The sequence below is a fragment of the Sphingopyxis sp. genome (assembly GCF_016463645.1).
Taxonomy (GTDB): Bacteria; Pseudomonadota; Alphaproteobacteria; order Sphingomonadales; family Sphingomonadaceae; genus Sphingopyxis.
The window spans coordinates 1-10,910 of record NZ_JAEMQX010000119.1 but is presented as its reverse complement, the minus strand read 5'-3'; the positions used below and the strand labels follow the sequence as shown (position 1 = coordinate 10,910).

The following is a 10,910-nucleotide window of genomic DNA, read 5'->3' as shown; positions in this document are numbered from 1 at the left end:
CGATGATCTCGGCCGAAACGACGAGGCCGTCGGCGCTCTTCACTTCGCCGCCGTCGCCGGCCAGCAGGATGTCGCCCAGCGACACGGTGTCGCCGGCTTCGCCGTCGATCTTTTCAACGGCGATCTTGTCTCCAGCGGCGACGCGATACTGCTTGCCGCCCGTGCGCACGATTGCGAACATGGTCTTCCATCCAATCAGAAACTAGAACACCCGCGCTGCCAGTCACCCGCCAGAGCAGGCGATTTTTCCGGCATGCGGGAAAGTCAGCGCCACTAGCGAGAGAAGGGCGGGCTGTCAACCGCCAAATCCCGTGCTTTTCGCTGAAAAAGCAAGCGCGGCGCCGATCGGGCTCTCGCGTCCGATTCGGCACTTGCTGCCGCGGGCTGGTCCCCATATCAGGGGCGGCAATGAAGCGCGCCCATCTTTTTGCCGTCATGCTGCTCCCGCTATCGGCCTGCGCCGCGACGCAGGCGGGCGATGCGCCGTCGCTCGCGAAGCGCCCGGTCGAAGGGCGATTCGACGTTGCGCCGCCACCGGTCGCGGTAACCCCGCCGGGGCCGCTGCCGACCGATCTCGCCGGACGGCTCCGGCGCTGGGAATCGGACGGAGCTGCCGGGCAACAGGCCTTCGCCGCCGAGCGCAGTGCGGCCGCATCGCTCGTTTCCGCCGCGGCAGGCGCACCGGTCGCGAGCGAGCGCTGGGTCGTCGCGCAGCAGGCGATCTCGCGCCTCACTGCCGCGCGTGCGCCGCTCACCGCCGCGCTCGCCGATATCGACCGCCTCTATCTCGATCGCAGTATCGATGAGCAGGTCGACGGCCTGCCCGATATCTATGCGCTGCGCGACCGGCTCGCCGATCTCGTGTCGACACAGGATGCGGTGATCGAGGCGCTGAACGCGCAATTGCCGGAGCAATAATCGCCCATCGGCCTATTGATTCAGCCCGTGCTTCTTCAGCGCGTGGCGGATCTGGTCATAGCTCAGCCCCAGCGCCTCGGCCGCGACCTTCTGGTTGAAGCGGCAGCGCGCCATCGTGTCGGCGAGGATCTGCTTCTCATAGCCATCGACCGCGGCGCGCAGGTCGCTGACCGGCCCCGACGGGGCCGAAGCGGCGGGCGCCGGATCGGCCGGCACGGCGGCGGGCGCGCCGGTCGGGGCGGCCGGTTTGCGCACCGCCGGTTGCCAGGGGCTCGCGAACGGGTCGAAACTCAGGGCATCGACCGGCTTCGACCGGTCGCCCCAGCGATAGATGGCGCGTTCGATGACGTTGCGCAGCTCGCGGACGTTGCCCGGCCAGTCATGCCCTTCCATTGCGGCGAGCGCGCGCGGGCCGAAGCCCGGCCATTCGTCCCAGCCGATCACCGCGGCCATGCGCTGCCCGAAATAGGTCGCAAGCACCTCGATATCGCCTTCGCGCGCACGCAACGGGGGCAGGGTGATCACCTCGAACGACAGCCGGTCGAGCAGGTCGGCGCGGAATCGATTGTCGTCGACCAGTGCGGGCAGATGCTCGTTGGTCGCCGCGACGATACGCACGTCGACGCGGATCGGGCGCGACGCCCCGACGCGCGTGACCTCGCCATATTCGACCGCGCGCAGGAGGCGTTCCTGCGCGCCCATCGACATGGTCGCGAGCTCGTCGAGAAAGAGCGTGCCGCCGTCGGCCTCCTCGAATCGCCCGGCGCGACTGCGCGTCGCGCCGGTAAAGGCGCCGGCCTCGTGCCCGAACAACTCGCTCTCGATCAGCGTCTCGGGCATCGCCGCGCAGTTCATGATGACATAGGGGCGGTCCCAGCGCGCCGACAGGCGGTGGAGGCGCTCGGCGATCAGCTCCTTGCCCGTGCCGCGTTCGCCGATCACCAGCACGGGACGGTCGAGCGAGGCCGCAAGGCTCGCGCGCTCGACCGCATCCTGAAACGCCGCCGACTGACCGATGAATTGGGTTTCGCGCTCCATTCCCAATCATTGGCAAATTTTCCCGCTGATTGGCAAGGTAAATCGGTCAGAAGAAGCGTTTTCGTGTGAAGTTGCTCAGTTTTCTGCCGCTTTCTGCAATTGGCACGCCTCCTGCAAAGATTTCATCGAACCGGCGCATCGCGCTCCGGTGCAGCAAAAGGGAAGGTAGATCGATGCAGACGAAGATTGCCCAGGCAGCCACTTTCGCGCTCAGCGCGTTCGGAGCGCTCGCCGTCCTCGTCGGTGCGATCGATTATCCCGCCGCGGCCGCTGGCAACCCCGCCATCGGCCTTCTGGTAACTGCAGCAACCCCGGCGGTCAGCCCCATGGTCTGACCGGCACTGGTGCCGGGGCACTCTCCCCCCTTGCCCCGCCCCGGCACCAGCCTTTTTTGACAAGACACAAGGTCTCAAGTTTTCGACAGGAGTTTCAAATGGGTATTTTCTCACGAACCCGCGACATCATCGCCGCCAACGTCACCGACCTGCTCGACCGGGCCGAGGACCCCGAAAAGATGATCCGCCAGATCATCTTCGAGATGAACGAAACGCTCGTCGAAGTCCGCGCTTCCGCCGCCCGCACGATCGCGGACCAGAAGGAAATGCGCCGCCACATCGCCAAGCTCGAAAGCCTGCAGGACAGCTGGAAGGAAAAGGCCGAACTCGCGCTGTCGAAGGACCGCGAGGACCTTGCCACCGCCGCGCTCGTCGAAAAGCAGAAGGCCGGCGACATGGCCGAGAAGCTGAAGGCCGAGATCGCCGTCCTTGACGACGCGCTGACCGGCTATGAGGCCGACATCGCCAAGCTACAGAAGAAGCTGAGCGAAGCCCGCGCGCGCCAGTCGAGCGTCGTCAACCGCCTCGAAAGCGCCGAGAACCGCTACAGGCTGCGCGAAATGACCAACGGCGACCGCGTCGAGGATGCCTTCTCGCGCTTCGAGATCCTCGAACGCCGCGTCGACGAAGCCGAAGGTCGCGCCGATGCGCTGGGCCTCGGCTACAAGAAGTCGCTCGACGAGGAAATCGCCGAGCTGCAGGCCGCCGACAAGGTCGCCGACGAACTCGCCGCGCTGAAGGCCGCGCAGGGCAAGAATTAAGGAGCCGGACCGATGGAAGAGATCATCATCGTCCCGATCGTCATCGGAACCCTCTTCCTCGGTCTGCCTTGGCTGATCCTCCACTACATCACCAAGTGGAAACAGGCCAAGACGCTGACCGGAGAAGATGAACAGCTGCTCGACGAACTTTACGACACCGCACGGCGCCTCGAAAACCGCCTGCACACCGTCGAACGCATCATCAGCGCCGACCATCCCGATTTCCGCCCCGCGGTACGCAGCGATGAAGAACTGGCGCAACTCGAAAACCATAAGACCCGGAGGAACTGAGATGTCTGCCAGCCGCACGAAATTCTATCTCGACAAGCAGAATGCGAAATGGAGCGGCGTCTGCTCGGGAATCGCCGACTATAGCGGGATCGACGTCCTGTGGGTCCGCGTCGGCGCGGTGCTGCTCACGCTGATGGGCGGCTTTCCCTGGACGCTGATCGCCTACTGGATGGTCGCCTGGATGGGCACGCCCAAACCCTTCGCGCTCTACGGCTCGAACGAGGAAGCGAAATTCTGGCAGGGCGTGCGCTCGAACCCCAGCGCGTCGACTCGCGACATCCGCTCGCGCTTTCGCGATATCGACCGCCGGCTCGCCGACATCGAACAATATTACACCAGCCACAACCGCCGCCTCGCGGACGAGATCGACGCTCTCCGCTGATCGGGCCTCAGGCGGAAACGGCAACAGGGAGATAAGGAATGAATTTCGGTGGCACCACCTTCGTCCTCGCCATCATCGCATTGTCGATCGGCGGCTGGATGTTCACCACCTGGATCCGCGCCAAGCATGGCTATCCCGTCGAGAATGAATGGGGCGGCACGGTTCATCGAACCGACCCCGACGCTGATCGAAAAATCGCCCTGCTGACCGACGACAACGCCAAGCTCGCGGGTCAGATCGGGCGGCTCGAAGAGCGGATCGCCGTGCTCGAACGCATCGCGACCGAAAGCAACGGCCAGGCGGCGCAGCTCGCCGACCAGATCGACCGTCTGCGCTGAGAGGAACAAGATAATGAATCTCGACGTCCTGAACACCATCGCCCCCGTTGCCGCGATCGTCGGCCTTGCCGGGGTCGGCGGCTGGGTCTTCACCACCTGGCTCCGCGTCAAGAACGGCTATCCGCTCGAGAACAGCTGGGGCAAGGCGGTCTATCCGAGGACCAGCGACGAGGCGATGGAGCGCGTCAAGCTGATCAGCCAGGAAAATGCCCAGCTGCGCGCCGAGCTCGGCTCGGTGAAGGATCGCCTTGCGGTGATCGAGCGCATCGTCACCGACGAGAGTCACCGGCTGAGCCACGAGATCGAGGCGCTGCGGCGCCCGTCGAACTGAAGGAACGAACATGGAAGCCATCTTCATCCTCTTCATCGTCGTCGGGCTGCCCGTCACGCTCGGCATCGGTTACGCCGCGTACGAGCGTCACCTGAAGTTCAAGGAACGGCAGTTCAAGGCGATCACCAACGAGACCGCCGAAAAGGCCGCGCAATATGCGGCGCAGACCGAACGGCTGGAGGCGCGCGTTCGCGTTCTCGAGCGCATCGTTACCGACAAGGGAATTGATGTCGCCGACGAGATCGAAAAGCTGCGCGACGCCCCGCTGAACTAAAACAAAGATATACGGAAAGGAACCTCCCCATGGGCCCGTTTGAAATGGTCGTCGGCATCGTCCTCATCGTGACCATCGGCAGCATTGTCCGCGCCAAGCACGGCATCCGCCGCGATCACAAGGGCGGCGACTATTTTGTCGCCACCGACAATGCCGAGACCAAGGCGCTGCAGGCCGAGATCCGCGCACTGAAGGATCGCATCCAGGTGCTCGAACGCATCGCCACCGACAATAATCGCGCTGTCACGCTCGACCAGGAAATCGAGAAACTGCGCGATAGCAGCAAAATCTGAACGCTGGCAAAGGAGCAACGCTCATGGCCTTCATCACCCCCGACTTCACCGCCGCCGCCGTCGCGCTCGCTGCGCTCAGCATCGTCAGCCTTGTCGCGCTACGCGGCTGGCGCGACTGGATCCAGCTGAAGCGCGAGGAGCTCGCGGCGGGCCATGTGGCGGCGCCTCAGGATCAGAGCGTCCCGAACGCCGGGTCGCGGATCGAGATCGCCGACCTCAAGGAACGGCTGCGCAAGCTCGAAGCGATCGCAGCGGGGGTCGACCTCTAATCCAGTCTACTCCCGGTACCGGCCCGCTCCCCTGTCCGTCGCCACTCCGTCCGGCGACCGGCGGCGGAGCGGGCCGATGTCGTTTCGAGGCCTTCCAACGGGGCGTCATCTGTGCGAGGGGCGCGGCCATGCGCAGTCTCGACGATATCTTCGAAGAATATGATTTTCTCGACGGCGACGATCGTTATCGCCTGCTGATCGATCTCGGCCGGTCGCTCGAGCCGATGCCCGACGCGCTCAAGACCGACGCGACGCTGGTGCGCGGCTGCTCGGCGAGCGTCTGGGTCTATCCGGTGTCGCAGCCGGACGGCCGGCTGCATTTCGTCGCCGACAGCAACGCCGCGATCACCAAGGGGATCGTCGCGCTCGTGCTGGCCGCGGTCCAGGACAGGCCCGCGCGCGAGGTTGCCGGCATGGATGTCGCCGCGGCGCTCGCGCCCTTCGACCTCACGCGCCAGCTCTCGTCGAACCGCACGCAGGGCGTGCCCAACATGATCGCACTGGTCCAGGATACCGCGCGCCGCATCGCCGCGGGCTGACGCCGGTCGCTCACGGCCGGCGCCGTCTTTCATTTCATATGAGGCAAAGAAAAAGGCGCGGGAGTTGCCTCCCGCGCCCCTTTTTTTCTGACTGACCTGCGATCAGAATTCGTACGACACGCCGATCTTCAGGCGCCACACCGACGAGCTGATGTTGATCTGGTTGTCGCTGGCGATGTTGTCGAGCCCGTTGAAGCCCGAGATCACGTAGCGGCCCTGGTTGTCGACGCCCGGCACGGCCTGTGCGACCGTGGTGTTGCCGACGCGCACCTGCGCGCGGCCCGCCGTGGCAATATCCTGAAGACCCGCGAAGTTGCGGCGCTTCTGCGCATTCCAGCCGCTGTCGAGGAAGTTCAGGAAATTGTCCATCATCGCATAGAGCTTGATCTTGTCGTTGCGGCCGAACAGACGGCCCGGCCCCGGAAGCTCCTGCGAGAAGCTGAGGTCGACGTCGAAATACCAGTCGTTGGTGCAGGTGTTCCGCGCAATCGTCTGACCGCGATATTTGTTCGCGCACTTCAGGCCCGAAATATAGCTGTCGAGATCGGCGGCATTCTGCGCCGCGGTACGAACCACCCCGCCTGTCGAATTGAGCGTGTCGAGGAAGACGACGTTCGGATCGTTCGGACCGGTCGGGATGTAGGCGAGCGCGTTTTCGAAACCCGACGCGCTGTCGTTGAATTCGCCACCGCCGGTGAAGGTCAGGCTGTACGGACGGCCCGACCGCGCAACGAAGGTGATCCCGAGGCGCGTCGACAGATCGTCGAAGAATTCCTCGCGGAAGGCGAGGCGCGACGAGATATTGTGCCGGCTTTCATAGAAGCCGCGCGCCGCGGCCGGGTTCTGACGATCGAACGCGGCGACGAGGTCATAGTTCGAACCCGCCGTCGAGTTGTACATGCTCCGGCGATCCTGCGAGTCGGTATAGGCATAGCCGAGGTTGAAATCGACATTGCCGTTCGCGGTGAACAGCCCGCCGTCGAAGGTCTTCGACAGGATGATCGATGCGTTGTGGCTGCGATAGCCGGCGCTGTTGGTGAGCTGCAGTTCGTCGTCGCGGCTGGTGCTGAAGCAGGCTGCCGTGACGCCGGTGAAGACCGGGCCGGGGTTCAGTCCGACCAGCTCGGCGTTGCAGTTCGCGGCGTTGGGATCGATCGAGCGATAGATCGGACGCCCGTCAACGGTGAAGCCGTTGACGCCGAGACGCGGATCGACCGTCTGCGACAGGTCGACGAGCGTGAACGGGTTGCGATACTTGCTGTAGATATAGTCGAGGTTCAGGTTCCAGCCGCTGAAGAAGCCCGACGGCGCGAAGTTCAGCTCCGACGTGAAGCCGATGTTGGCGCGCAGCACCGACGGCATCTTGATGTCGGGGCTGATCGACTGCGTGTCGCCGAGGCCGCGGGCCGCGCTGTCCGACGCCGATTGCTGGAAGCAGCCGGGAACGCCGGTGAACTGGCCGTTGGTGACGACGCTGATCTGGCCGTTGGCGTCCTTGATCGGAGCGCACAGGGCGTCCGAGGTCGTGCCGGTCGCGAAACCGCGGCCGTCGTTCTGGAACGCGTTGCCGAACCACACGAGCGGGTCGCCGCCCGAGAAGATCCCGACGCCGGCGGTCAGCTTCGGCCGGCCGAACACGGCGAAATCGTCCATGTCATAGGTCAGCGCGAGGCGCGGCATGACGATCGGGTCCAGGTTGCTGAAACCGGTCGTGTTCGAGAAGCCGTAACGCTGCTGGAACACCGCATTATAGTTGGGCTGGCCACCCGAATACCAATCGGCACGCACGCCGACGACGGCCTTCAGGCGATCGGTGACTTCCCAGTCGTCCTGCGCGAAGATCGAGTAGGTCGAACGCTTGAACGCGGCCGCCGCGTCGCGGACGTCGCCGGTCGCCGAGAAATTGCCTTCGGCACCGACCGCCGCGCCCGAGTTGAGTTGCGATGCGGTGGGATTGGTCGTCGAACCAGGCGACAGCAGGCCGGCGCGCAGATCGTCGATGTTCTGGAAATAGAGCGTGCCGGTCGCGTTCTGGACGAACAGGTTGAAGAGATCGGCGCGGTTCATTTCGAACCCGACCTTCAGCTGATGTGCGCCCATGTCGAGCTTGGCGACCGCGCGATAGGCGTCGACCGTCGTCCGCAGATCGTTCGCCGCGCGCGAGAAGCCGGGGCCCGCCAGAATCTGGCCGAGGTTGCCGTCGCCATCGTCGACGCCGACGATGATGCGCGGAATCGGATTGTCCGACTGCGCTTCGCCGCCGCCGATCGGATCCTGCCGGTCGGTGACCTTCGAACGCGAATAGCGCAGTTCGGTCGAGAAATTGTCGGTCCACTGCGAATAGAGGCGGCCCGAATAATAGTCCGACTTGGTGCCGCTCAGATAGAAGGTGTTGAGACCGGTGACGCGCGGGTTGCTCGCCGTGGTGCTGAAGTCGTCCGGACGGGTCGTCGCTTCCTCAAGGCGCTGATAGGTCAGCTCGAGGCGGTGATCGTCGTTGACCTGCCAGTCGAGGCGACCGAAATAGCGGTCGTTTTCGAACGGGCGGCTGCGGACCAGCGGGCCGGTTTCGATGCCATAGATGCTGCTCAGGATGTCGGAGACTTCGTTGAACGCCTCGACGGGAACGCCGGCCAGCTCGTTGGCGTAACCGGCACCGGCCGGGCCGTCGTCCTGCGACTGGCCGGCTTCCTGATGCTCATAGGCACCGAAGAAGAAGAGACGGTCCTTGATGATCGGGCCGCTCAGCCAGGCGCCCCAGCGCTTTTCGGCTTCGATCGGGGCGACGGGCTGGCCCTTGACCTTGTCGCCGCGCATGCCGTTGTCGCCATATTCGAAGAAGCCGCCGAACTTGTAGTCGTTGGTGCCCGACTTGGTCACGACGTTGATCGCGCAGCCGGTGAACGAGCCGTAATCGACGTCGAAGGGTGCGAACTGGACCTGCGTTTCGCGAACCGCGTCAAACGGGATCGGGGTCGAGCTGCGCGACGAGAAGCCGGTGTCGTTGAGGCCATAGATGTCGCCCTGGCTGATGCCGTCGACGGTGAAGGCGTTGCCGCGGTCGTTGCCGCCGAGGCACGAGATGCGGTCCTGGCCCGAGCCGCCGTCGTCGCGGTCGAGGCTGACGCGCGGGTCGAGGCGGATGATGTCGCGAACGTCGCGGTTGAACGACGGGGCGCTCGCCAGAACTTCGGTCGAGAAGCTGGTGCCCGGACCGACTTCGAGCTGCGTCACGCGGACGCGGCTGCCGGTCACGACGATTTCACCGCCGCCCGAGGTGAGCGAGAAGGTGAGGTCGGTGCTGCCCTGCAGCGTGGTATAGATGTCCTGAAGCGTCTGGCCTTCATAGGCGCCGGCGGTGACGGCGACCTGGTAGGGACCACCGGTGGTGAGGCCCGAGGTGCTGAAGCGGCCGTCGGCACCGGTGGTCAGCGTGCGCGCGGCGCCCGTACGCGTGTCGGTGACGACGACGGTTGCGCCGCCGATCGGTGCGCCATTGTCGTCATTGACCTGGCCCTGGATGCCGGTCGTGATCTGCTGCGCCTGGGCCGGCGCGGCAATGACGCTCGCGACGCTGATAGCCATCAGGCTCGCCGCGATCGAATAACGAAGTTTCATGTCAGGATGTCCCCTATCGTGCAGTTGGCAGGCGCCCGAACGGGGCGCGCTTGGCCTGCGAGCGCCCCTGAAGCCCGCATGTGGCACGATTGTGACAGCAATTGTGACAGTGCAAGACGCGAAGCGCGCGCCGTTCAGACGGGGGGTGAAAAACTGCCGATTTCCGTCACGCCCCTCGATTTATCAACAGGCGCGGGCATGCTTTTTCCGGAAACTGTTGCTGCAATGCAACATAAAGTCGCGCACTCTTCGGCGCGCGACTCGGGTCAGGCGGCGTCGCCGGCCGCTTCCTTCGTTTTGTCGGCATAGACGCGGACGGGGTCCTTGCGGCCCTCGACGACATCCTTGTCGACGACGATCTCGACCACGTCCGTCAGGTCGGGCAGGTCGAACATCGTGTCGAGCAGGATCGCCTCGACGATCGAGCGGAGCCCTCGCGCGCCGGTCTTGCGTTCGATCGCCTTCTTGGCGACCGCGACCAGCGCATCGTCGGTGAAGGTCAGCGCGACCTCCTCCAGGTCGAACAGCTTCTTGTACTGTTTGACCAGCGCATTCTTGGGCTCGCCCAGAATCTTGACCAGCGCGTCGACGTCGAGGTCCTCGAGCGTCGCGATGACGGGCAGGCGGCCGACGAATTCCGGGATCAGGCCGAACTTCAGAAGATCCTCGGGCTCGATCTGCTTCAGCACTTCGCCCGAGCGGCGTTCGTCGGGGCCGGCGACATGCGCGCCGAAGCCGATCGACTTGCCCTGCAGGCGGTCGCCGATGATCTTTTCGAGGCCGCTGAACGCGCCGCCCGCGATGAACAGGATGTTCGTCGTGTCGACCTGCAGGAATTCCTGCTGCGGATGCTTGCGGCCGCCCTGCGGCGGAACGCTCGCGGTCGTGCCTTCCATCAGCTTGAGCAGCGCCTGCTGCACGCCTTCGCCCGACACGTCGCGGGTGATCGAGGGGTTTTCGGCCTTGCGGCTGATCTTGTCGATCTCGTCGATATAGACGATGCCGCGCTGCGCCTTTTCGACATTATAGTCGCTGGCCTGCAGCAGCTTCAGGATGATGTTCTCGACATCCTCGCCGACATAGCCGGCCTCGGTCAGCGTCGTCGCGTCGGCCATGGTGAAGGGTACGTCGAGGAAACGCGCGAGCGTCTGCGCGAGCAGGGTCTTGCCGCTGCCGGTCGGGCCGACGAGCAGGATGTTCGACTTCGCGAGTTCGACGTCGTCGCCGCGGCCGCTGTTCGCGAGGCGCTTGTAATGATTGTGGACCGCGACCGACAGCACGCGCTTGGCGGTGTTCTGGCCGATCACATAGGAATCGAGGTGCTGGCAGATTTCCAGCGGCGTCGGCACCGCGCCGTCCTTGCGCGCGGCGATTCCGCCCTTGATCTCTTCGCGGATGATGTCGTTGCACAGCTCGACGCATTCGTCGCAGATGAACACGGTCGGCCCGGCAATCAGCTTGCGGACTTCGTGCTGCGACTTGCCGCAGAAGGAGCAGTAAAGGGTGCTCTTGCTGTCCGAGCC

The 10,910-nt window shown here is 64.7% G+C and carries 15 protein-coding genes; 11 read left to right on the top strand and 4 right to left on the bottom strand.

Annotated features, from left to right (window positions below):
• Window positions 1–181, bottom strand: a 181-nt coding sequence (gene rplU, locus JHC57_RS18130) for a 50S ribosomal protein L21 (protein ID WP_294031788.1), incomplete at its 3' end; no start/stop codon positions are given.
• A 227-nt stretch (window positions 182–408) separates the two neighbouring features.
• On the opposite strand from rplU, the gene JHC57_RS18125 reads away from it, so the two are divergent.
• On the top strand, window positions 409–918 hold the full coding sequence (locus JHC57_RS18125) for a hypothetical protein (protein ID WP_294031786.1): 510 nt from the start codon (window positions 409–411) through the stop codon (window positions 916–918).
• A 12-nt stretch (window positions 919–930) separates the two neighbouring features.
• On the opposite strand, the gene pspF is transcribed toward JHC57_RS18125, so the two are convergent.
• Window positions 931–1,956: a phage shock protein operon transcriptional activator gene (pspF, locus tag JHC57_RS18120; RefSeq protein ID WP_294031785.1), complete on the bottom strand. Its 1,026-nt coding sequence runs from the start codon at window positions 1,954–1,956 to the stop codon at window positions 931–933.
• 173 nt (window positions 1,957–2,129) lie between these two features.
• Here pspF and JHC57_RS18115 point away from each other — a divergent pair, with 173 nt between their 5' ends.
• The 10 genes from JHC57_RS18115 to JHC57_RS18070 all read left to right on the top strand — a co-directional run bounded on the left by JHC57_RS18115 (window position 2,130) and on the right by JHC57_RS18070 (window position 5,769).
• Window positions 2,130–2,291 (top strand): hypothetical protein, encoded by a 162-nt coding sequence (locus tag JHC57_RS18115; RefSeq protein ID WP_294031783.1) that lies wholly within the window; start codon window positions 2,130–2,132, stop codon window positions 2,289–2,291.
• 98 nt (window positions 2,292–2,389) lie between these two features.
• A complete protein-coding gene (gene pspA, locus JHC57_RS18110) occupies window positions 2,390–3,052 on the top strand; it encodes a phage shock protein PspA (RefSeq protein WP_294031782.1) in 663 nt (220 codons plus the stop codon).
• 12 nt (window positions 3,053–3,064) lie between these two features.
• Entirely contained in the window at window positions 3,065–3,343 is a 279-nt protein-coding gene (pspB, locus tag JHC57_RS18105; RefSeq protein WP_294031780.1) for an envelope stress response membrane protein PspB, read from the top strand.
• A gap of 1 nt (window position 3,344) precedes the next feature.
• Window positions 3,345–3,725, top strand: a complete 381-nt coding sequence (pspC, locus tag JHC57_RS18100; RefSeq protein ID WP_294031779.1) for an envelope stress response membrane protein PspC — start codon at window positions 3,345–3,347, stop codon at window positions 3,723–3,725.
• Window positions 3,726–3,763: 38 nt separating this feature from the next.
• On the top strand, window positions 3,764–4,063 hold the full coding sequence (locus JHC57_RS18095; RefSeq protein WP_294031777.1) for a hypothetical protein: 300 nt from the start codon (window positions 3,764–3,766) through the stop codon (window positions 4,061–4,063).
• A 13-nt stretch (window positions 4,064–4,076) separates the two neighbouring features.
• Window positions 4,077–4,394: a hypothetical protein gene (locus JHC57_RS18090; protein ID WP_294031775.1), complete on the top strand. Its 318-nt coding sequence runs from the start codon at window positions 4,077–4,079 to the stop codon at window positions 4,392–4,394.
• 10 nt (window positions 4,395–4,404) lie between these two features.
• On the top strand, window positions 4,405–4,668 hold the full coding sequence (locus tag JHC57_RS18085; RefSeq protein WP_294031774.1) for a hypothetical protein: 264 nt from the start codon (window positions 4,405–4,407) through the stop codon (window positions 4,666–4,668).
• Between the two features lie 29 nt (window positions 4,669–4,697).
• Window positions 4,698–4,961: a hypothetical protein gene (locus JHC57_RS18080; protein ID WP_294031773.1), complete on the top strand. Its 264-nt coding sequence runs from the start codon at window positions 4,698–4,700 to the stop codon at window positions 4,959–4,961.
• A gap of 23 nt (window positions 4,962–4,984) precedes the next feature.
• On the top strand, window positions 4,985–5,230 hold the full coding sequence (locus JHC57_RS18075; protein ID WP_294031772.1) for a hypothetical protein: 246 nt from the start codon (window positions 4,985–4,987) through the stop codon (window positions 5,228–5,230).
• A gap of 128 nt (window positions 5,231–5,358) precedes the next feature.
• Window positions 5,359–5,769, top strand: coding sequence for a SufE family protein (locus JHC57_RS18070; protein WP_294031771.1), 411 nt, complete (start codon window positions 5,359–5,361; stop codon window positions 5,767–5,769).
• A gap of 102 nt (window positions 5,770–5,871) precedes the next feature.
• Here JHC57_RS18070 and JHC57_RS18065 read toward each other — a convergent pair whose 3' ends face one another.
• A complete protein-coding gene (locus tag JHC57_RS18065; RefSeq protein WP_294031769.1) occupies window positions 5,872–9,387 on the bottom strand; it encodes a TonB-dependent receptor in 3,516 nt (1,171 codons plus the stop codon).
• A gap of 266 nt (window positions 9,388–9,653) precedes the next feature.
• Window positions 9,654–10,910, bottom strand: a 1,257-nt coding sequence (gene clpX, locus JHC57_RS18060; RefSeq protein WP_294031767.1) for an ATP-dependent Clp protease ATP-binding subunit ClpX, incomplete at its 5' end; no start/stop codon positions are given.